Below are 22,306 nucleotides of genomic sequence, written 5' to 3' on the forward strand. Positions count from 1 at the left end.
ATTTCGTTTTAATCCTATTTTTCTAATAAAGAAAAAGGAATTGGTATTATGGGCAAATCCGTCCAAAAAATTTCTGAACATGTGAGCCTTATTGCGTCTAAAAATACGTGGATTGAAGGGCTGGCAATACAGCAACTGATCAAAACATCAGAGCTAAATGGTATGCAACGCGTTGCGGGCATGCCTGATTTACACCCAGGTAGAGGGTATCCTATCGGGGCTGCATTTTTCACTACCAACAAAATTTACCCTGCATTAGTGGGTAACGATATTGGCTGTGGTATGGCGCTGTGGCAAACCACAGCAAAAGTAGCAAAAGTAAATCTAGATAAACTAGCCAAAAAATTTACAGATATTGAGCTGCCACTCGACGAAAGCTGGTCCTCAATCATAGAAAGTAGCAAAGCGGCAAAAAATATTACTACCAAGGGTTATGATAGTGCCTTGGGTACCATTGGTGGAGGTAATCATTTTGCCGAGTTTCAAGCGATTGATGAGATATACAATCAAAGTGCTTTAGATGAGTTAGGGCTAAGTAAAAAGCATCTTCAATTATTGGTTCATTCAGGCTCGCGAGGTTTAGGGCAATCGATATTGGTTGAACATATAGCGGGCCATAATCATGATGGATTATGTGAAAGTGAAGCTGACTTTAAAGATTACATGAGCAAGCATGATGAAGCGGTGCGCTTTGCAGAGCTTAATCGTGAGTTGATCGCTAAGCTGTTTTTAGAGGCTATACGAGCCAATGGTGAGTGTACCTTAGATATTAACCATAATTTAGTATCGGCTAAAAATATTAACGGTTGCGATGGCTGGTTACACAGAAAAGGTGCTACACCGAGTGATAAAGGCTATGTAGTGATCCCAGGCTCTCGTGGCGATTACAGTTATCTTGTAAAACCTGTATTTACAGAGTTAAGTGGTAATGATCTAACAGTGCAGGAAAGTATCAATACCAGTTTATTTTCACTTGCACACGGCGCGGGGCGAAAATGGCAGCGCGGTGAATGCCATGGCCGATTAGGTCATAAATATAAGCGCGAAGATTTATATCGTACAGCGTTAGGCAGCAGAGTTATTTGTGGTAATAAAGAATTGCTATACGACGAAGCCCCACAAGCATACAAAAAGTGCGAAACGGTTATAAGTGACATGGTTGATGCAGGGTTAATAGAGGTGGTCGCTAAGTTACGACCAGTTTTAACCTTCAAAACAAATGGAGGTTGTTGATCATGATATTACTGCAATTATCAGCAGGGCAAGGACCTATTGAGTGCTGTAAAGCTGTAAGTTTAGCGTTAAAAATGATTAAAAAACAATGCCTCGCACAAGGCATAGAACTCGAGATTGTTGAGGCTATTAGCGCAACCGAACGAGAATGTTTAAAGTCGGTTTTATTGCAACTTGATTCAACAGCCAATAGCGCGGCTAAGCAATTAGCTCAGTCATGGCAAGGTACTATGTTGTGGGTATGTCAAAGTCAGTATCGGCCTAAGCATAAACGTAAAAACTGGTTTTTTAGCGGGCAACTGTTCGATATTGATGAAAGTAAGCTTGATAAAGGCGTAACTTTTCAAACATGTCGCGCGTCTGGCGCTGGCGGTCAACATGTTAATACCACTGATTCAGCGGTCAGAGCCACCCACACAGCAACGGGTATTTCGGTACGTGTTGAGAGTGAGCGCAGTCAACATGCCAATAAGCGTTTAGCGAGAGTGCTGTTGTTTCAAAAGCTAGAGCAACTAGCGTTGGATAAAATGACTCAGCAAGAAACAGTACGTTGGCAACAGCACTGGGAAGTTGAGCGCGATAATCCTGTAAAAACATTTACTGGTGAAAAATTTGCTTTAAAACATGACTGCTCAGTTAATGAAGGAGCATAAAGTGACAAATGTACTTTTCATTTGTAGTCGCAATCAATGGCGCAGCCCAACGGGTGAGCAAGTATGGAAAAATCACCCAGAGCTCGCTGTTAGCTCAGCAGGCACCAGCCCTAATGCAAAGAAAACGGCAAATGCCAAAATGATGCAGTGGGCTGATGTCATATTTGTTATGGAGCAAAAACACAAAAATAGACTTAAAGCGCAATTTGGAGATTTATTAACGTATAAAGATATTCAAGTATTAGATATTGCTGATGAATACCAATATATGGATAACGAGTTAGTAAGTATTATAAAACAAAGCGTTGGCAGCTATTTAGCGCTAATGTAAATTGAAGTAAGAGGGTAGAGCAATGTAATTCCATCTCAGCACTGCATGTTTAACTTTTGTCTTTTCAGTATTGAAAGGGCAGTCATACGGTGCTTATAACTATTAGAAATTGAATTTAACAGTCAATCATAATATTTAAAATTGGAATTACATGATGAAAATTAAATACCCTCGCACCCCACATTTACCTTGGTCACCGGGTGCAACAGATGATGATATACACCAAGGTAATTTAAGCTGCTTTGCAAATAAGCAAGTTGTTGTTACTGAAAAAATGGATGGCGAAAATACGACTATTTACAGTGACTTTGTACATGCTCGTTCGATTGATAGTCGCTTTCACCCATCAAGAACATGGGTAAAAGCGTTGCAAGCGGAGCTAGGCTACAAAATTCCGCAAGGATGGCGTATCTGTGGCGAAAACCTATATGCAAGGCATTCGATTAGCTATGAATCATTAGCTAGTTATTTTATGGCATTTTCGCTATGGAACGAAAACAACGAATGCTTAAGTTGGCAAGACAGCAAACAGTTTTTTGCACAATTAGGGCTGATCACTCCAAAAGAGTTGTATGTTGGCTTATGGTGCGAAAAAACAATAAAAGACATAGTATTGGATACTCAATACCAAGAAGGCTATGTGGTTAGGCTTGCTGATGGCTTTCATTATTCACAGTTCAAAGAAAGTGTCGCGAAGTGGGTGAGAAGCAACCATGTGATCACCGATAAGCATTGGATGCATGCTGACGTGATCCCTAATGGGTTAAGCACTAAAAATACAAACAAGGGAGGCTAAGATGAAAAAATTAGCCACTTGGTTAGACAGTTTAGCTTTAAATCATTCACCAGATTTTGCTGAGTGTGTAGAGTATTTGGGAGATGTGTTCCCTTTACTGTATCAGTTTGCTGACACTGAGCAAGACAGTATCTGGCATGCTGAAGGTGATGTTGCCATTCATACTGATATGGTGTTGAGTCAATTGTATGAAATACTAGTCAATGATGCTGAACATATAAAAGGCGCTCAAAGGCAGGTATTGATCTTATCTGCTTTATTGCATGATATTGCTAAGCCAATCACTACAAAACGCAAGCTGATAGAGGGAGTTGAACGTGTAGTTGCGCCAAAACATGAGGAGGCAGGTGCAAATTATTTAGCGACTAAGTTACTTGAGTTACCCCTTGGGTATAAAGCAATTAATAGCATTATTGGATTAGTGGGTTTTCATCAAATGCCAAAACGTTTGGTGATTAAAAATCAAAGTTACAGTGATTACCTGCACCTTTCTTTAAATGCCAACTTAGAGTTACTTTATTGGCTTGAATTAGCTGATATGAAAGGGCGAACATGCACAGATCTAGCGCAACAAATTGATTTGTTGGAGCAGTTTAAAATGTTTGCGCAAGAGTATAAATTGTGGGACGAGATTAAGGCAACCCACTCAATTTTAAAACCTATTCAGGTCAAATCTTCACGTGCAGAACAAGCGTATTTAAATGGCTATGCTATTCGTCAGCTGGCAAATGGTCAAATTAGTATGGTTGAAGAAGCCCTAGCGAAAAATTATCAAGGTGCTTTAGAGTACAGCCATCTTTATGTGATGTGTGGCATTAGCGGCAGTGGTAAATCTACTTGGATTGCACAAAACTTAACAGGATTTGAAGTTGTTTCATTAGATGATATTCGTGAAGAGCTTAATGGGAAAAGGCACTGCCAAAAAAATCGAGGGCAGATGTTACAGTTAGCTAAATCACGATTAAAAACGGCATTAGCAAATAAGCAAAATATTGTTTGGGATGCGACCAATTTTCGTAAAGACTTTAGACAAATTATTTGTGATCTTGGGCTAAATTACGGCGCTTTAATTACGATTGTTGCTCTGCAAGTTAAAGAAAGCACACTACGTAGTCAAAACAAAAGTAGAAAGCATAATGTGGGTGATGACGTTATTACTAGTCAGTTAAATAAGTTTGAGTGGCCTTCAGTTACTGAAGGTCACAGAATGCTTATTATTGGCGGAAAAGGAGTAATTTTGTCTGAATACGGCTCCTTTTTTTATTAAATTAATTTATTGAATAAAGTAGGCTGGAAATACTAGCCTACTTATTTATAGTGATGACATTTTCTCGTCTTTTTAATTTTAAGTTATAGTTTTTTAGCTTTTTACCATTAGAGGAGATAGTGATGTAACCTTGAAGTTCACATGTGTCATAAGCACTATTATCAATTGAAGATAAAATATCAGCAGTAGCATATATCGATGCTGTATTTTTAGTGACGAAGTCTAGTTTATTCAGTTCAACTCCATCACACCAAAGATCCCTAGTTTTAGGGTTAATTGAAAGATAACTTCCTAAAAACCATTCTATATCCGATGGTAAAAATCCAAGGCTAGTAGAATCAGTTAAGCCTTTTTCAATAACGTAAAGCCCAGCGGCTATTATTCTTTCGTGACGTCTTACATCGTTTTTTAATATGCGTTGGCAAGTAAATCTACGCTGTAAACTTTTTGAACAATACTTCAAAAACTCTACGTTGGGATCCGGCTCTAAAGTAGTTTCACGAACAACTTTATCCTCTAAAATAACCTCTAATTTAAGATCCGAAACGGTGTATTGTTTATAACCATTGTATTCACTATCTAATATTACTTTTGGCAATAGCCCAACAAGCTTTTCCTCTGGTAACCCAATAAGCGGCTCACCATAAATACAAAAGTCGCTAGATGTGATTTTTATACGATTTAGCCTAAATTCATAGAATGAATCGAATTCAAGCTGTAAACCTAGTGTGTCATAACACCAAACTTCATGTATGGAATCATCTTCTTTAGCAGTCTGTTTTTTTGTTTGTTTTGGTTTACCAATAATTGATTGAACGTCTATTTGACTCATACCGAAAGTAATATTGCCAATACCGAATAAAGGATAAATTTTCATTTTAATTTAGCTAGGTGCTAAAGAAAGTTTTTTAAGATAAACCAATTTACCATTTAACTTTTTATTATCAATAGAAATTACGATTTAGACATTGCTAGGGTTTTCTATGGGCCCGTTTATATTTAGCTTGATATTCGCGGCGCTGCTTTGTGATTTCATAAAGAACTATGCCGGTAGTCGTTGCTAAATTTAGGCTCTCAATCATACCGAACATGGGAATTGAAATACAAAACTCACTGTTATCTACAACTGTATCACTTACACCTCGTGATTCGTTACCAAACCATACAGCTAACTTCGGTTGAGTATAATCCGCCTCATGAAGGATTTGATTTAGTTTACCCTTAATGTGTGGAGAGGTTATTACTGATACAAACCTATTTTTTTGCAGATGCGCAAAGCATTCTTCTGTACTATTAAAGCGTTTAACAAAAGTCCACTTTGAAGCTGAGACAGAGATTCTGGATAGTGATTTTCGCCCTCTTAATTCTTCCCAGTCATCAGACAAAGAATGTCGAGAATCAACAACATAAATCTTTTCAACACCAAGCGCATTTGCATTACGAATGACTGCGCCTATATTTTTAATATCCATAGGATTTTCTAGAACCGCGATTAAATTTTTACATTGGTATGCTTTAATTTCATCTGCTCTTTGGCGAATAGTACTCTTTGAATCATTCATATCTCAGTTCTCCTAAATGAGTCTAATGTTTATTTACTTTGAGTAATACTTAGTTGGACTCAAGCACTTCAACAAAAAATTGATTTAATTCTTCAAAATCGACGTCTCTTGTTTCAAATTTTGATGTGTAGTTTTCGTGTCTCGCTAGTTCTGACTCAATAAACTCATTAATCACTGGCACACTTTTAATATACTCTTTCTCTAAACTGACGCGTTTTGATGCCAGCAGTGCCGATATTGCCTGATTAAGCTGGGTATTGTCCGCTACTAACTTACGTAAAGTATCGAATTCGATAGGTGCCGGCTCGTTATATTTTTCAAGCCACATAATTGCTAATAAAGGCCTTAAAACATAGAAATACTTTTTCAGGGGGACTTGCTCTTTTTTAAGATATTCACGGAAATTGCCTTTAGCCATATGCAAGTAGTGATAAATTCCTCGTGTTGATGACGCGATAAGTGGCAGTAATTCGCGCGCTTTTGTTGCAAAGTGGTGGTCATCTACATACACAATGGGTGATTGTAGCCACTCGATAAACGCGGGGTTAGATTTATAAAATAATTTTAGGGCTTTGCGAATATCCCAGCCGTTTATATCTATTTCATCGACGATTGGGTATTCAATCACGTCGCGTTTATCTTCAAGGTTTACTGCTAAATACCAGTCTGTTGGGTGCGCGTAAATAAATCGCACGTCGTAATCGCTGTTAGGAGATTCAAACCCCCACGCTCTGCTACCTGACTCTATCGCGTAAAGTACCTTAACATTGTGCTCAGCTTCTGCGGCTTTTATTCTGCGTAGTATTTCAGTGTGAATATCTTTGTTGATGCGCTGATCTACCGTATTTTCTTGGTTATTTATTTTCATGGTGTAACTCTTTATTTTTTAATTCGGTTAGGCAATCGCGTAAACAATTTATTTCCGCTTCTCGCATTGCTGCACCAATTAGCGGGCCGCTTTTACCTCTTGAAATTGCTTGTTGTACTATGGCTTTTCTGTCGAGTTGCTTTAATGCATTTAATAGTGACTGCGCTAATTGGAATTGTGGATAGTCTTTATTTACAAAGTCTTCGCCCCTACCTTGCGCATCACATAAACACGCTTGAAGAAACTGTAAAAAACGGTGTGGATGTTCAAGCGCATTCATTTTTTCAACAATGAGTTTGTGTACTTTTTTAGGTGTTAGCTCAAATAATGTGTGACAGCGGGTGTGGTTATCACTTGTTAAAACTGCCAGCGCTTTTAATTTATTCGGTACTTTTAAGCGTTCGCAAAATTCATTAATTACCTTAATACCTCTTTGCTCATGACCAAGTAAATTCCCATACTGCTGATAGCAATAGGCTTTGCCAAAGTCGTGGGTGAGGGCGGCAAAGCGTGTTTCAATATCAAAACCTAAATCAGCAGCTCGCTTTAGTACCAGCATGGTGTGAATGTAAACATCCCCTTCAGGGTGGTGGTTTTTAGGTTGAGGGATACCTTGCATCGCTTCAATTTCAGGAAATAGCCCTAAACCATTAAGCGCTTGAAAAAATAACTGCGGGTGTTTCTCGCTCAATGCTTTTTCGGTCTCATTCCATACACGTTCGGGTACTAAGTGCGCAAGTTCGCCGCTTTCTTTTAGTTTGTTCATAAGCGCTTGAGTGTCTGGGTGTATTGACCATTGCTCACCAAAACGGGCAAGAAAACGTGCAATCCGTAACACGCGTACGGGATCCTCTGCAAAAGCGGCGGTAGTGTGCCTGAGTATTTTGTTTTTTAAATCAGCTTGGCCATTAAAAGGATCGATAATATTGCCTTGATCATCCATCGCCATTGAATTAATGGTTAAATCCCGCCGAGCTAAATCTTCTTCTAAAGTCACCGAAGTGCTGGCATCCACTGTAAAGCCAGTATAGCCTTTGCCATTTTTTCGTTCAGTACGGGCTAATGCGTATTCGTCTTTGGTTTTTGGGTGCAAAAAAACCGGGAAATCACTGCCAACAGGCTGATAATCTAATGCGATTAAGGTGGCAGGTGTCTCGCCTACTACAACATAATCTTTGTCTTTTGACTGATGGCCTAGTAATGAGTCTCTCACTGCTCCGCCGACTAAGTAGACTTTTTTAAGTTTATTATTCATTACTTTACCGCTGTATTTTTAATCCTGCTTAAGTGTCTTGTGCTAGTGAAACATGCCACAGGCACTGTGTTAATTGCTTTAACTGTATCTCTTTTCCTAATATGTGTTTAATAACATTTATATTCGTTATTGTATGCAAGCTAGGTTTAGTTGTTGTAAAGCTGCCGCTTCCTGCCAGTGCAATGGGGAGTAATAGTTGATCGGCTAAGTACTCTTCAACCGCCGCTTGAGATTGAATAAATACATTGACTCTGCCTGCTGCACGTTTTGCTACATTTTGCGCTGATAACCCTTTTTCTCCCGTCACTTCAAAAACAGAACGATGCGTTTCACTATCAATACCTAATTGAAAACTGTTACCCGGGCCAGGGGTGATCACGTTTTGCATAAGGCTTGGTGCATCGTGCCAATTGAGTACTTTTTTAGCTGTGTTAATTTCGCGCTGCCCTATGCTTGGTGGCAGTGAGCTTACTAGTGCCGTTAAAGAGCAATTACTCGTTTGTTCAGCAAATTGAGCACCAGCAGTAGTTAACTTAATTGGCTTAAGCTTTGTTGTTGGTTGAACGCTTATTTGCCACTTTCCACCGCCTGCAGGATAAAATCCGAGTGCTGTTGTTTTAATCTGGCAATCAACACCCATGCGTTTCAGTATGGGCAAAAATGACTGTTCTAAAAAGCACAAAGAAGGTGACATTCCATTATGTGTGCCGCCTTCAAACGTGACGGTTGAGCTGTTTGGTGCCAGTGCCAATACAGGTAAAATTGTTTGGCATACCAATACGGTGCTGCCTGCGCTACCAATGGCAAAATTAAAGTTACCGGCTTTTATTTTGCCCGGCGAAAAGCGAATATGCGTTGAGCCAAGTTCAACGCCTTCAATACTGGCACCACAAATCTCTTGTGCCGCCAAAACACATGTCAGGTGTTGACGTAATAGCCCTGTTTTGTTTCTACCTGCTCTAATATTGTAAAGTTCAATATTTTGCTGGGTCAAAATAGAGAGTGTTAGAGCGGTTCTTAATACTTGGCCGCCGCCTTCACCTTGTGAGCCATCTATTTTTATAAGTTCTGTGGTCATATAATTATCTTTATCCTTTTACACAAACTATTTGTTTTAAGGTATATACCACTTCAACCAAGTCTTTTTGTGCTGCCATTACTTTTTCAATATCTTTGTATGCATGAGGGATCTCATCAATAACAGCGGCATCTTTTCTGCACTCTACGCCTTGTGTAGCGGCAATTTGATCTTCAACGCTGTACACCTTCTTGGCTTTTGTTCTAGACATAACCCGGCCTGCACCATGGCTACAACTATTGAAGCTTTCAGGGTTTCCTAAACCACGAACAATAAAAGAGCGCGCGCCCATATTACCTGGGATAATACCCATTTCCCCTTTTTCGGCTCTAACAGCCCCTTTACGTGTTACAAAGCAGTCTTTACCAAAGTGATGCTCACGCGAAATATAATTATGGTGGCAATTTACTGCAAGTTCATGGGTTGAGAACGCTACAGGTATTTGCTTACTTAATGCCGCTATGGCATTAAACATCATAATTTCGCGGTTTTTGGCGGCAAAGTCTTGTGCCCATTCAACCGCTTCAACGTAATCATCAAAAAAGTCACTGCCTTCTTCAAGATAGGCTAAATCCATATCGGGTAGATTGACTTGATGGCGCTGCATTTCTTTTTTGGCTAACTCAATAAAATACGTCCCAATACGGTTACCCACGCCACGGCTGCCAGAGTGCAGCATGATCCATACAATATCGTGCTCATCTAAACACAGCTCTAAAAAGTGATTGCCTGTCCCCATTGTACCTAAATGGTTAACGTGATTGCTCTTTTTTATTGCAGGGTGTTTTTCACAAATAAGTTCAAACCGCGCCTGTAATTTTAGCCACTCACCCGCAACTATATCGGGTATGTTATGCCATGCACCTCTATCTGCTTTGCTTCTATTGCTAGTTCTGCCATGCGGGACTGCTGACTCAAAAGCATGTCTAATCGCCAACAAGTTATCAGGTAGTTGGCTTGCTGTTAAAGTTGTTTTAGTGGCGACCATTCCACAGCCAATATCAACACCCACTGCGGCGGGAATAACCGCATTTACTGATGGTATAACACTGCCAATGGTTGCGCCTTTACCTAAATGCACGTCTGGCATCACGGCAATATGAGAATGCACTAAGGGCATACGTGCAATATTGTTTAGCTGTTGTTGAGCTTGCTCTTCAAAAGGGACGCCTTTGGTCCACGCTTTAATTGGTACACTACCTTGGTTTTCGATTACGTTATAATTTTTACACATTCTTGTTTTCCTCAATTCTTTTCATTGTTAATTTTTGCGTAACGCTTACTGGTTAGGCTATTTTTACTGCGCCGTTCATTAATCCTTCTAATCCACCGTACACGGTCAGATTGTTTATTCGTTCGGCGACTTTTTCTAATGCTTCCAGCTCTTTTAAACGCATTAGTGTTGGGTTGTTTTCAATCATTTTTGCAGTGTTATGTAAGCTTCTGGTTGCTGACGTTTCTTCGCGTCTTTTAATTACATTGGCTTCTGCTGCTTTTTGCGCCTCAACTACTTGGTTTAATATAATTTTCATTTCACCTGGCAAAATAATGTCTTTTACCCCGACATTCTCTAGGGTGATACCAATGTCTGTTAAAGACTGTGCAACCAGCTCTTTTACCGTTTCATTTACGTACAACTTATCCAAAAGGATATCATCGAGCGATTTGGTGCCAACGGCTTCACGTAATGCTAATTGCAAAGTTTTGTAGACAAAGTCATTCACGTTATCAACGCTTCGCGCTGCAAGCTGAGCATCATGGACTTTAATGTTGGCACTTAAGTTTATGCGCAGGCTTACGCGGTCTTTACTGAGGATCTCTTGCCCTGAGATCTCGAGTAACTGCGTTCTGCAATCAAAGGTTTTTAATTCAATCTCATGATTAAATTGCCAAAAACCGTAATGACCAGGTGTTAGTTGTTTTAATAGCTGACCATTTACATACAGTAAACCAATGTGCTCTTTTGCTATGTTTAAATCCGCAATAGGTTTAACCGCAACAGTACGCTCACTTTTAATTAAACGTGACGCTGTATTTGCGCCAGCACGGTTAATTAAAAAAAGCGTTTTATCATCTAGGGCTATTTCTTCGTCGATAGATACTTTCTCTAGTCGAATATCACCCGCGTCTTGCCATAGATATAATTGTTCGCTAGGTGCGACGATCCCTTCAAGTAGGTCATTAACGTACAGCAGGCCCACTTCCGTATTACTTAGCTTACAGTGAAAAATATGTTCATTTAGCTGTGGATTATTTCGATACAGCCTTTCAGCATTTTGTTCTGAAAAGTACAGCGTGTTTATATCAAAATACTCAAACGATAATTCACTTTTAAAATCCCAACGTTTATGTTTTCCAGGTGTGAGTACATCTATTAGTTGTTGATTTTTGTACACAAGCACTCTTTGGTTTTCAGTGATCTCGACTATTTTTTGAAACAACTTTTTGCTTAACATTTTAAATTCCTTATTGTTTTTACTTCCCTTAAATTAAGGGTTAGTAAGAGTTAAATACGTGTTTAATAAAGGCCTAAAACTGCATAGCGATGGGGAGCATCCAGCTTGCCATCGTTTATTCGCCTGAGGCGTTTACTAAACATTGGTAATAACGACTTACTAACGTTTTTATATCTATATTTAGGGTGGGACTTGAACCCACAACAGGCGGTATAACCGCTGCTCTACCAGTTGAGCTACCTTTAAAGGGTATTATTAAGGAAGGATTCGAACCTTCGCACACGGCAATGAACCGTTGCTCTACCTCTGAGCTACTTTAATAGTTGTTTGATTGGGAATACGCGGCAACAGTGTTGAGCGCACCAGAGTGACTTTTTGAATCACACCTAATTAATCAGACTCCTAGGTAAGTACAAGTCATGTGCCAGTTTTGTTTAAATATTTTTATTTGTTTTTAAATTGTTGTTTTTAAGGCTTAAATTAACTAAATTTGTGTATTTCTAGCTGTTGCGCTTGATAGATCTTTCGTTATTTTGTATTGTTTTGTGTAGTGTTTTTATCCATATGGATACGGTTGTGAAAGATACAGTAGTCGTTAGCTTAATTGGTACGCAGTTAGATTATGTCGGTAAGAGAGTCGATCGATGGGCTAAGTGGCGGCCTAATATAAGTTTATGTAGTCAAGATAATCTTATCGTTAACCAGCTACATATGCTGCATGACAATCACAGTAGTCGCCTTGCTAATAATGTTGCAGTGGATATTGAGTCTGTCTCTCCTGAAACTAATGTGCAGTTGCACCAGCTTAATTTTAGCGATCCGTGGGACTTTGAAGAAGTGTATGCCAAGCTCTTTGATTGGTGTTCACACTACACTTTTGATACTGATAAAAACGATTACTTATTTCATATCACAACGGGTACGCATGTTGTGCAAATATGCAGTTACTTGCTTACAGAAAGCCGGCACTTTCCAGGGCGTTTGATTCAAACATCACCAGATCATAATAACAATAATAAATCTATAGGGCGTATACAGATCATCGATTTGGATTTATCTAAGTATGATCAATTAGCTACGCGGTTTGATATTGAGCATCAGCAAGGTAAGGAGTTTTTAAAAGGCGGTATAGAAACTAAAAATATTTTCTTTAATCAACTGATCACACAAATAGAAAAAGTAGCAATTCGCTCACACGATCCCATGCTTTTAACTGGGCCTACTGGGGCGGGTAAGAGCCAGCTTGCAACTCGTATATTTCAATTAAAGAAAAAGCGTTCAATGCTAAAAGGCACGCTGGTTTCTGTAAATTGTGCCACTTTAAAAGGCGAGAATGCCATGGCTGCGTTATTTGGCCATACGAAAGGGGCTTTTACGGGGGCCCAGCAAGCAAGAGATGGTTTTTTATTGAGCGCTCATGATGGCGTGTTATTTTTAGATGAAATAGGCGAGCTGGGTTTAGAAGAGCAAGCAATGCTGCTGCATGCACTTGAAAATAAAGTTTTTCACCCAGTTGGTAGCGATACACCTGTTCAAAGCAATTTTCAGTTAATTGCAGGTACCAATAGAGATTTAAAAAAAGAGATAGCTCAAGGTCATTTTAGAAGTGACTTGTTTGCTCGTATTAACCTGTGGGCATACGAATTACCAGCACTGAAAGATCGAAAAGAAGATATTCCAGCAAATATTGATTACGAAGTTGATCTCTATACTAAAAAAATGGGGGATCGCGTGCAATTTAATAAAGAAGCTAAAAATGCCTTCATTGGTTTTGCCACTTCAAACGAGGCATTATGGACTGGCAACTTTCGTGATTTGAGCTCTGCAATTACAAGATTATGCACATTGGCTGATTCTTCACGTATCACAGTAGAAGATGTTAAAGATGAAATAGATCGCTTAAAGCAAGCTTGGTATCCGCAAAATCAAAAGTTAGCGTCGACTGTCCTTTGTGATTATCTTGAAAATACTCAGATAGAAGAGTTAGATAACTTTGATATTAATCAGCTTAGCCACGTACTTACTACCTGCCAGCGTCACAATAGTATGGCATCAGCTGGCAGGGAGTTATTTAACGTAAGTCGCACGCTTAAGTCTCAAGCTAACGACTCTAGTCGCTTGCAAAAATATTTGAATAAATTTGGTTTGAAGTGGAGTGATATCTCCTCTAACTCAAAACATAGTTAAAAACTATGGGTATGTAATGAGTTAACGGATATCAACAACGTTAAATATCCAGAGAGTTGTAATAGCTTAACTCTTTAATTATACCTTTTACGACTACTATTTAAGCAGTTAGCTTATTGATTGTTAAAATAAAGGTTTTTGCTAGTGACAAGCCAGTAAAAACTTTTTATACTGCAACCCGCTTTAGTCGCTTAGGTGGTTAAACGCTTCAAAAATTTAGCTTTGTTTTTTTAAAACATAAGCTAATACAAAATGGCCCCTTAGCTCAGTTGGTTAGAGCACACGACTCATAATCGTTAGGTCCCCAGTTCGAGTCTGGGAGGGGCCACCACTTTTAAAAGCTTTCCAAGTAAATAACTACTAACAGAAATTACCCTGTGCTACCTCTGTGCTACTTTTTACTATAAATCAATTATTAAAAATAGTCCTATCATATTAATTGATATTGCAATTAATATCTTTAAAGTAAGCATTTGGTCTCTTTTTAATAGAGCTAACTAAAAAGGATTCATTGCAGTCATTATTTTATTGGCTGTTAAAGCATATGAGGCAATATATGGATAATGGCTATACCCTACTGATTTCTATACTAAGTGGTTTATTTGGAGCCCTAATATCAGCTTTCTTGAGTTTTAAAGTTAGAGTTATAGCCCAAAATAAAATAAAAAAGGACTTAGAACATCGTATTGCTTATGTCTATGTATCTCAGTTAAGTTTTTTGGTTGCTGCAAATGCATGGTTACAATCTTTTTTTGAGAAAATAGAAGCTCAAGTAGACACTCCGATCCCTGAAAATGAGTTTACTTTTTCACACGCGATATCAATTATTTTTGAAGATATGATTAGAGAAAACAATAGTCATTCATACGAAAATATAGTTGGTTTTGAGGGATTAGTAGAGCTTCATATTGACAGCCTAACAAAGACTTATCTGACATTTGAACAACAAGCTGAACTCCCGAAAGATGCTCTTATCTTTTACCAACGTTATGAGAAGAAGCTAAAAAATGTTGTTGTAATTATTAAGCAATTTAGCTCGTACCTTTCAGATAAAGAGCAGTTCTTAAAGCTTGATGCCATTCAAATTTATCAAGCAATCGAAAATATTAAACTATTTCTTGATTCAGCAGGGTTGCTGCGTACAGCAATGATTAAGTTCGGGAAAATAAATCAAGCTGAAGCTAACTCAATGCTTGAGCAACAATTACAAACTATTGAAAAAGATATTTTAGTAGCAGGTAAAAATAAGGTGCAACTATCAAAAGCAAGAGAATTTTTAATTAGAGAAGGGGCAATTAAAAAGTGAAAGATATCAAGCCCAAGTTAATGTTACCTTGAAATCAATGTTTTATGTTGTCCATAAAAACTCTATTGATTATAAAGAGCGGCTGGTAAGTAGCGACTGAATATGCACACGATTGAACTTTTACAGTATTTTTGGAGATAACATGACATTGTTTTGGGCTGCTATTAGTGCGGTTTTAGTTTTTTATTTTAGGGAGTCAATAAAAGTTGCACATCAACAGCGAAATATAACATCAAAACTTGATGCTTATTTGGTTCACTGGTCTTTGAAAATAATAGAGGGTGATGACACTGTCTTTAAGTTATCTAGTGTAGGTTTAAGCTGGGCTGAAAAGCATCAGAATTGTAATAGCATTGAAGAAGTATTAAAAATAAATGAAGAGTTCAAAGTAAAACTTCAGGAAATGAAAAGTGAGTTATTTTTAGAAGGTGTATTTGAAGAAGTGATCTCGAGTGCTAATCAGAAAGTGAAAAGCAGTGGGCTTAGCTTAGATCAAATCTCGAAAATGCTAACAGAGTATCGTCGTGATTTTATAGACGGAAAGTTGTACCCAAGCGATAATGACTTATCGGTACTCACTCCATCAACGGCTAGGTTAGCTATATCCTTAAAGCTTAATATAATATCTATACTTGAGGGGTTGGTGATATTATTGGTTAAGATTGAAAAAGCTCCAAATCAAATGGAATCAAAAGATGAATTATTTGATTTATATATTTGCTGGCTTAAAGTTGTTCGAGATAAGCACTTATTGATCAAGTCAAATCGAGAGCTACTGTCTGAAGGGGTATTTAGGATTGCCTGTAGTAACTTCATTTCTGGTTTATGAAGCTGGGCTCAAAAAACTGATCAATTAAGTGTTATTACGTATTACCTTAAATAAACTTCAGTAATTTCAGCCCTGAAATGACCGAGCTCTTGCGACACAGTTTCGAGAGCTAAAGCTCTAGTTAAACCCAAGTTTTTTAGCTCATCCATTCTTTCTTGTGCGTAGCTATGTCTAAGGCCATGGGCACCATTAGAAAAAAATAGAGCGCGATTAGATGCTTTTGAAAATGAACATGACCATTTATGGCCTCCACCAATATTGTAGCGTTGCAAATAGTTAATTTCTCTATCACGAACCGTTATAGGCTGTGCTAAGCGCCTTTCTTCTAACTGTGTAGCTAATGCATTCGGTATTAGTACATCACGGATTAGGCCGCCTTTGCCTTTCACTGTATAAATACAACCTTCTCGACCAAGCCATTTGCAGTCTAGAGCTGGTCGCTTGTCTGCTTTACGCTCTGATACTCTGGCTATTGTTAAAAGTTCGTGTGATTTTTTTTGCCATTAAAAAAACGAGAAGAGCCCTAGGGTATATTCTGAATTTGAATCACTTGCGAATAACTACTTAAGTGACATAATGAATAGAGATGATTAAGGTTTTATATGGCACCAGAAGAACTAGAACGACAGGCAATAAGCTATGCTAAAAGTAATAGGACTCGTATAGCTCGCGAGTTAACAGACAAAAACCAGTTTCCTCCCGATACAAGGCCAGTTTCTGTTTTCATGGCTGGTTCGCCTGGTGCAGGTAAAACTGAAGCTTCAAAAGCCTTTTTGGAAGAAATTGGAGCTGATAATGTATTAAGGCTTGATCCTGATGAACTAAGAGAGCTTATACCTGGTTATACAGGTGATAACTCGTATTTATTTCATCGTGCTGTATCTTTTATTGTTGAGAGAACACTTGATCATGCGTTTAAAAACAAGCAGTCTTTTTTGTTAGATGGAACTTTGGCAAGTTATGATGTTGCAAAAAAGAATATTGAACGCTCTATCCGTAAGGAAAGGCAAGTACTAATTCTGTTTGTATATCAAAAACCAGAGCTGGCTTGGGAGTTCGTTGAGGCAAGAGAAAAGCTAGAGGGACGTAGAATTCTAGCTGATACCTTTATTGATCAGTTCTTTGCTTCTCAGGAGGTTATAAGGGAACTTAAGCTCAAGTTCGGTAGTCAAATTCAAGTGGATTTATTAGTTAAAAATAATAAGGGCAAAACACGTTTTTATCACGATAATGTTCAGGCAATAGAGCATCATTTAGATGAAAAATTCACTAGAGAAGATCTACAGAGCCTGATAGAATCACCATCCAGCTCAAAAAACGAGCTTTAGGAGTGTTTATGTTTTCAAATTTAATAAAGCCAAAGCCAACGCAAAACTCTAAGCTTTCAGATTTTGTGCTAGATTCTAGCTCAAGCGAGAAGAAGCGAGTTTATAGCCAAGTTATTGATCGCGCTATTACCTCTCAAGTGCAGCTTGTAAATAAAGCGTCTGCTATCCAAAAATAATTAGTAAAAAGTCCCGCAATGGGACTTTTTTAGTTTTGAGAGTGTTAGTTAGAAAGTAATTCTAAGCACTATAGTTAAACAATAAACCTGAGCTGGTGTTGCCTGCTGACGAAAATAAACTTCCCATCAAAGTTGATACGTTCTTTTTTACGCTAAGTTGGATTGAAACAAGTTCTTGATCTAACTCTTTTTGTAATTCAGCTTTTTGTGATTGTTGATCTGCTTTGGTAAGGCTGCTGTCAGCTTCAAGCGCGCGTATTTTTTCTTGTAGTTCTTTAATGTTTTTAATCATTTGTTGCTGTGTAGTTTCTACAGTCTCATCGTTGTCAGTTTTATTTTCAGCAGTGTTTTCATCGCTATTCTCCACTTCAGTGGAAGAAGTTAGTTTTTCTTTGTCATTTGTTTGCTGTGTGCCTGCTTGTGTTTGCTTTAAATAGTTTGGATCTGTAAGAAGTGATGAAGGTATATTTGTTAGATTCATTGCGTGTCCCGTGCGGCAAAAAGTTGACAAGTTATTTGGTTTAAAAAATAAATGCATTAAGCGTTCCATATTTGGGGGCTTGAAATATACTTTCTATTCTTCAAAGTGCAGCGTTAAGGAATATCTGCATAGTGAACTTGATTTTATATGCAATAGTTAAAGTAAGGTTGGCTTTCGCTTTTAACTCTACTACTATGAAAAAATAGACAAAAATGGGTTGTGCTGAATGAATGACAAACTAACTGAATGTGAAAAGGTATCGTGTAATGACTGTGCCGATTTAGAAGGCCTAGGCTTTGATTTTACTATGGCATTTCAACCAATTGTAAATTGTAAGACGCGCTCTATCTTTGGCTATGAAGCTCTAGTGCGAGGCATTAATAATGAGTCTGCATATTCTGTTATCGCAAAAGTAAATGAAGAAAATCGTTATACTTTTGATCAGTTCTGTCGAATAAAAGCGATTGCTTTAGCCGCTAAGTTAGGGGTTGATTCTATGCTTAGCATTAACTTTTTACCCAATGCTATTTATAAGCCTGAGCGGTGTATTCGTACCACCTTAGAAGCAGCTAAAAAATATAACTTTCCGACGCAACGAATTATGTTTGAGTTTACTGAAGTTGAGAAAATAGAAGACAGTGCTCACATTAAGCGAGTGGTTGAATATTATCAATCTCTAGGCTTTACAACAGCTCTGGATGATTTTGGATCTGGTTACTCGGGCCTTAATTTATTAGCCGATTTTCAAACGGATATTATTAAGCTCGATATGGAGCTGATCCGAAATATCGATTCAGATAAAGTACGCCAATCAATAGTGACTCATAGCTTAAATATGCTTCGTGAATTAAATATCACCCCATTAGCAGAGGGGATTGAGACCCTTGCAGAATATACATGGTTAAAAGCCGCAGGTATTGAGTTAATGCAAGGGTATTTATTTGCTAAACCAGGCTTTGAGAGCTTGCCAGTAGTTGATTTTATTGACTATTGATTACTCTTTGGTAGTGCCAGCGATAACAGTGCTGCTAGGGCAATAAAGCAGCTTGAGATCCATAAGCAGGCTTCAAGTCCATATTGTTGATACACCCAGCCCGATAAAACAGTGCCTAGTAATCTCCCCATAGCATTGGCCATATAATAAAAGCCTACATCAAGTGACACGCCATCACTATCAGCAAGCCTTACAATTAAATAGCTATGCAATGATGAGTTAATCGCAAACACCGCACCAAATATCAGTAAACCGATAATAACGGATGCTTGTATATAAAAGTCAAAATGCAGAGCTAAGGCAATAATGGCCGGTATAGCTGTTAAGTAACTGGCCCATAAAAAAGCGCTACGGCCACAGGGCACCTGAACTGATTTTTTTCCTGTACTCATTATGTTTGTAATATGAGGCGCAAAAGACTGCACTATGCCATAGCCAATCACCCAGCTTGCCATAAAGCCGCCAACCCACCAATGATCCCAACCAAAGGTTGCGGCTAAAAATACAGGCAAGGCAACCACAAACCAGACATCTCTTGCGCCGAATAAAAACATTCGTGCGGCTGAGAGTACATTAATGGCTTTGCTTTTGGAGAACAGCTCACTAAATTTGGCTTTATTTTTAGCTTTGCCTAGGTCTTCTTTTAATGCGAATAAACTAAATAGCCAAACCATAGTGAGCATGCAGATCATGATTAGCATTGCGCCATGAAACTCTAGCAAAGTCAGCAGTACGCCACCTAAAAAGAAGCCAACACCTTTTAACGCATTTTTAGAACCCGTTAAAATAGCCACCCATTTGAAAAGCTGGCCTTGCGCGTCTTTTGGTACTAGTAACTTAATAGCGCTTTTGGCGCTCATTTTATTCAGATCTTTTGCGATCCCTGAAAGCGCCTGCGCAGCCATCACATAAATTACGGTGAGTGTATCTACAGGTGCCATAAGCATTGCCAAAGACACAATTTGTAATGCTAAGCCAATGTTCATGGTTTTATTCAGGCCGAATCGAGCTCCCAGCCATCCGCCCACTAAATTGGTGATCACACCAAAAATTTCATAAAACAAAAACAACATAGCAATACTAAGTGGGCTGTAACCTAATTGATAAAAATACAGCACCACGAGCATCCGCAATGCGCCATCAGTTAAAGTAAATGCCCAGTAATTACCGGTAATGATCAAATATTGTTTTATTTGTGGGGAGAGTGCTGTGAATCGATCCACGGTTAATTATTCCTTGTCAGCTAGACCAACTTTACGTACCAGTTCCGCAGTTCGGTTCGCGTAGCCCCATTCATTGTCGTACCACACATAAAGTTTTACTTGAGTGTCGTTGATCACCATGGTTGATAGCGCATCAATGATGCTGGAACGAGGATCGGTTTTGTAGTCAATAGATACCAGTGGGCGTTCTTCGTAGCCCATTATGCCTTTTAGTTCATTTTCAGCAGCATCCTTAAGTAATTTATTTACTTCAGCAACGGTGGTACCGCGCTCAAGTTCAAATACACAGTCAGTAATTGATGCGTTAGTTAGCGGAACGCGAATAGCATGGCCATTTAGTTTACCTTTTAACTCTGGAAATATATGCGTTATTGCAGTAGCTGAACCAGTTGTAGTGGGGATCAAACTTGTGCCGCATGAACGTGCACGGCGTAAGTCTTTATGCGGCGCATCAATAATTGTTTGGGTGTTGGTTATGTCATGAATGGTGGTGATTGAGCCATGCTTGATACCAATCTTTTCATGAATAACTTTTACTACTGGTGCTAAGCAGTTAGTTGTGCATGATGCAGCGGTAATGATTGGGTAAATCTCTTTATTATAAAGGTGGTCGTTTACACCTATTACTACATTTAAAATACCCTCTTCTTTTACTGGTGCTGTAACAACAACGCGTTTTACACCTTGATCTAGGTAAGCTTGCAGTAGTGCCTTGGTTTTAATTTTACCCGACGCTTCAATAACGACATCACAGTTAGACCAATCAGTCTGTTCTGTTTTAGTGTTTTGCGTAAAAGCAATTGTTTTACCATTAATTATAATAGTATCTTCAGTATGACTTGCTTCGTGATGCCATTTACCGTGTACTGAATCAAACGTCATTAAATGAGCGAATGTTTCAGCATTACCGCCTGGATCGTTAATATGGACAATTTCTATATCATGCCAATCAAATGCTGCGCGCATTGATAATCGGCCCATACGGCCAAAACCATTTATACCTACTTTTACTGTCATAATTACATCCTGATTAATTGTTGGGTTGTAAGTGCGGTAAAGCTAGCGCTTCATTACGTTAGCCAATGTTAAATTGTGCTGTGTTTATTAAAGTTATCGTTAACTGCAAAAGCTCACTTTATTAGGTCGTTTATGCATAGTCGCTAATCGCTTAAGGCTGTTGATGATCAGATGGAGATTACTTTCAGTGGTTGTACTAATAATCGTCTTGCTCCATTGTGGCAATCTTGGATTAATTTGGTAAAACACCCATTGTCCGTGCTTTCTATCTGTAATGATGCCGGCTTTCTTTAATACGGCTAAGTTACGCGATACCTTTGGTTGGCTTTGCTCTTGCAGTGCTACCATTAATTCGCAAACACATAACTCGCCATAGTAGTTGGTTAACATTAAAGTTTTTAATCGGATCTGATCAGTTAAGCATTTATAAAATATGCCTGGATCTATCGATAACTCGTTATCTTGATCTGAGATGGTACTACTACATAGTGGCACATACTGATGTGATTGCAGGTTATTAATATTACCGTGTACGTCAATAAACATATCCAGTCGTTTATCAAGTTCATAGAGGGTTGCGACAAAGGGCTCTAAACCTACCATTACTTTTGGATCTGCAATATCCCACGCAAGTTGCAACAGTGCGCCTTTATAAGCTCTGCATTCATTGTTTGCTCTTTCACATAGCGTAATAACATAATCAAAAGTCTTATCTGTAAACTCAGCTATATGTTTTGCGCTGAGCTCAGTTATCGGCAAGTTAAACTTTTGCAAACAATTAATTGTTCTAGGATCAATATCTTTAGGAGCGATCCCTGCACTATAAACATCAAAAATCTCTCCCGCTTTATTTCTCAGTAATACTTCTGCCATTTGTGAACGGGCTGAATTCTCAGTGCACAGAAAGAGCACACTTTGCTTTGAGCTATTACTTTGGGACATGTAAATTAAATATTCTGACTGACAATATCCATTAAGTGTATATATGAAATTTCATATATACAATACTAGTGTTATTAATATCAACGTATATGAATGTGAAACCCTATTTTAGAAGGATTGAACAATAGCGATTATCTATTTTTTAGATGTGTTTTTAAGCATCTTGGCTAAAAAGCAAGCGTAAGGCATGTTTTTTATAGTTTTCTTTAAAAAACGCTTGCGTAAAATTCGCCGCGCCCTATAATGCGACCCCACTGAGACGGCAGACAGCAACGCTTAAGCTGCAAGAGTTAATCAGTTAATCAGTTAGTCGAGTAAAACTTG

General features: G+C 38.4%; 22 protein-coding genes, 2 tRNA genes and 1 pseudogene. 12 read left to right on the forward strand and 13 right to left on the reverse strand.

The genetic code is table 11. The features are described from left to right. Positions 1-48: 48 nt before the first annotated feature. The 5 genes from FW757_RS10370 (at position 49) to FW757_RS10390 (ending at position 4,280) form a co-directional block, all read left to right on the forward strand. The gene (locus tag FW757_RS10370) at positions 49-1,233 is read left to right on the forward strand and encodes an RNA ligase RtcB family protein (RefSeq protein ID WP_182831094.1); all 1,185 of its coding nucleotides are present in this window, start codon (positions 49-51) and stop codon (positions 1,231-1,233) included. Positions 1,234-1,235: 2 nt separating this feature from the next. Further along, complete coding sequence (prfH, locus tag FW757_RS10375; protein WP_446441188.1) at positions 1,236-1,886, forward strand: peptide chain release factor H; 651 nt, start codon at positions 1,236-1,238, stop codon at positions 1,884-1,886. Between the two features lies 1 nt (position 1,887). Beyond that, entirely contained in the window at positions 1,888-2,217 is a 330-nt protein-coding gene (locus FW757_RS10380; RefSeq protein WP_446441189.1) for a low molecular weight protein tyrosine phosphatase family protein, read from the forward strand. 151 nt (positions 2,218-2,368) lie between these two features. Beyond that, on the forward strand, positions 2,369-3,013 hold the full coding sequence (locus tag FW757_RS10385; protein ID WP_446441190.1) for an RNA ligase family protein: 645 nt from the start codon (positions 2,369-2,371) through the stop codon (positions 3,011-3,013). 1 nt (position 3,014) lies between these two features. Then, positions 3,015-4,280, forward strand: a complete 1,266-nt coding sequence (locus FW757_RS10390) for an AAA family ATPase (protein ID WP_182794247.1) — start codon at positions 3,015-3,017, stop codon at positions 4,278-4,280. Positions 4,281-4,317: 37 nt separating this feature from the next. Here the strand turns inward: FW757_RS10390 and FW757_RS10395 are convergent, their stop codons facing one another. The 8 genes from FW757_RS10395 to FW757_RS10430 form a co-directional block, all read right to left on the reverse strand. Continuing rightward, positions 4,318-5,157 carry a hypothetical protein gene (locus tag FW757_RS10395; protein WP_064668610.1) on the reverse strand — a complete coding sequence of 280 codons (840 nt, stop codon included), beginning with the start codon at positions 5,155-5,157 and terminating at the stop codon, positions 4,318-4,320. Positions 5,158-5,251: 94 nt separating this feature from the next. After that, a complete protein-coding gene (locus tag FW757_RS10400; RefSeq protein WP_149982672.1) occupies positions 5,252-5,842 on the reverse strand; it encodes a TrmH family RNA methyltransferase in 591 nt (196 codons plus the stop codon). 49 nt (positions 5,843-5,891) lie between these two features. Next, a complete protein-coding gene (locus FW757_RS10405) occupies positions 5,892-6,710 on the reverse strand; it encodes a nucleotidyltransferase domain-containing protein (RefSeq protein WP_182732045.1) in 819 nt (272 codons plus the stop codon). Continuing rightward, on the reverse strand, positions 6,697-7,965 hold the full coding sequence (locus FW757_RS10410) for a multifunctional CCA addition/repair protein (protein WP_182785183.1): 1,269 nt from the start codon (positions 7,963-7,965) through the stop codon (positions 6,697-6,699). Before FW757_RS10410 ends, FW757_RS10405 begins: the two co-directional genes overlap by 14 nt. Positions 7,966-7,993: 28 nt before the next feature. Further along, the gene (gene rtcA, locus FW757_RS10415) at positions 7,994-9,043 is read right to left on the reverse strand and encodes an RNA 3'-terminal phosphate cyclase (protein ID WP_182785184.1); all 1,050 of its coding nucleotides are present in this window, start codon (positions 9,041-9,043) and stop codon (positions 7,994-7,996) included. 10 nt (positions 9,044-9,053) lie between these two features. Beyond that, a complete protein-coding gene (locus FW757_RS10420; RefSeq protein ID WP_182785185.1) occupies positions 9,054-10,277 on the reverse strand; it encodes an RtcB family protein in 1,224 nt (407 codons plus the stop codon). Positions 10,278-10,329: 52 nt separating this feature from the next. Then, positions 10,330-11,499, reverse strand: a complete 1,170-nt coding sequence (locus FW757_RS10425; RefSeq protein ID WP_220497186.1) for a slipin family protein — start codon at positions 11,497-11,499, stop codon at positions 10,330-10,332. Positions 11,500-11,751: 252 nt separating this feature from the next. Next, positions 11,752-11,821: transfer RNA gene (locus FW757_RS10430), tRNA-OTHER, on the reverse strand. Positions 11,822-12,075: 254 nt separating this feature from the next. On the opposite strand from FW757_RS10430, the gene rtcR reads away from it, so the two are divergent. The 4 genes from rtcR (at position 12,076) to FW757_RS10450 (ending at position 15,821) form a co-directional block, all read left to right on the forward strand. Then, positions 12,076-13,686 (forward strand): RNA repair transcriptional activator RtcR, encoded by a 1,611-nt coding sequence (gene rtcR, locus FW757_RS10435; protein ID WP_310736883.1) that lies wholly within the window; start codon positions 12,076-12,078, stop codon positions 13,684-13,686. Positions 13,687-13,940: 254 nt separating this feature from the next. After that, positions 13,941-14,017 (forward strand) — tRNA-Ile (locus FW757_RS10440). A gap of 225 nt (positions 14,018-14,242) precedes the next feature. Continuing rightward, entirely contained in the window at positions 14,243-14,992 is a 750-nt protein-coding gene (locus FW757_RS10445; protein ID WP_182719235.1) for a hypothetical protein, read from the forward strand. Between the two features lie 142 nt (positions 14,993-15,134). Next, positions 15,135-15,821: a hypothetical protein gene (locus FW757_RS10450; protein WP_182732039.1), complete on the forward strand. Its 687-nt coding sequence runs from the start codon at positions 15,135-15,137 to the stop codon at positions 15,819-15,821. Positions 15,822-15,862: 41 nt separating this feature from the next. On the opposite strand, the pseudogene FW757_RS10455 reads toward FW757_RS10450, so the two are convergent. Beyond that, positions 15,863-16,315 (reverse strand): annotated as a pseudogene (locus tag FW757_RS10455) (site-specific integrase); the annotation flags it as partial. A 108-nt stretch (positions 16,316-16,423) separates the two neighbouring features. Here FW757_RS10455 and FW757_RS10460 point away from each other — a divergent pair. Next, complete coding sequence (locus tag FW757_RS10460) at positions 16,424-17,149, forward strand: zeta toxin family protein (RefSeq protein WP_182719232.1); 726 nt, start codon at positions 16,424-16,426, stop codon at positions 17,147-17,149. 8 nt (positions 17,150-17,157) lie between these two features. Continuing rightward, the gene (locus tag FW757_RS10465) at positions 17,158-17,325 is read left to right on the forward strand and encodes a hypothetical protein (RefSeq protein WP_182719231.1); all 168 of its coding nucleotides are present in this window, start codon (positions 17,158-17,160) and stop codon (positions 17,323-17,325) included. Positions 17,326-17,386: 61 nt separating this feature from the next. Here the strand turns inward: FW757_RS10465 and FW757_RS10470 are convergent, their stop codons facing one another. After that, positions 17,387-17,806, reverse strand: coding sequence for a hypothetical protein (locus FW757_RS10470; RefSeq protein ID WP_182719230.1), 420 nt, complete (start codon positions 17,804-17,806; stop codon positions 17,387-17,389). A gap of 226 nt (positions 17,807-18,032) precedes the next feature. On the opposite strand from FW757_RS10470, the gene FW757_RS10475 reads away from it, so the two are divergent. Continuing rightward, on the forward strand, positions 18,033-18,800 hold the full coding sequence (locus tag FW757_RS10475; protein WP_064668622.1) for an EAL domain-containing protein: 768 nt from the start codon (positions 18,033-18,035) through the stop codon (positions 18,798-18,800). Here FW757_RS10475 and arsJ read toward each other — a convergent pair. From arsJ to FW757_RS10490, 3 genes are all read right to left on the reverse strand, one after another. Beyond that, a complete protein-coding gene (gene arsJ / locus FW757_RS10480) occupies positions 18,794-20,023 on the reverse strand; it encodes an organoarsenical effux MFS transporter ArsJ (RefSeq protein ID WP_182719229.1) in 1,230 nt (409 codons plus the stop codon). The two genes, FW757_RS10475 and arsJ, sit on opposite strands and share 7 nt — an antisense overlap. A gap of 6 nt (positions 20,024-20,029) precedes the next feature. Next, positions 20,030-21,040 (reverse strand): ArsJ-associated glyceraldehyde-3-phosphate dehydrogenase, encoded by a 1,011-nt coding sequence (locus tag FW757_RS10485; RefSeq protein ID WP_145238745.1) that lies wholly within the window; start codon positions 21,038-21,040, stop codon positions 20,030-20,032. A 99-nt stretch (positions 21,041-21,139) separates the two neighbouring features. Further along, positions 21,140-21,982, reverse strand: coding sequence for a metalloregulator ArsR/SmtB family transcription factor (locus tag FW757_RS10490; protein WP_446441191.1), 843 nt, complete (start codon positions 21,980-21,982; stop codon positions 21,140-21,142). Positions 21,983-22,306: the final 324 nt, after the last annotated feature.

It is taken from the genome of Pseudoalteromonas sp. 1181_04, assembly GCF_052850545.1.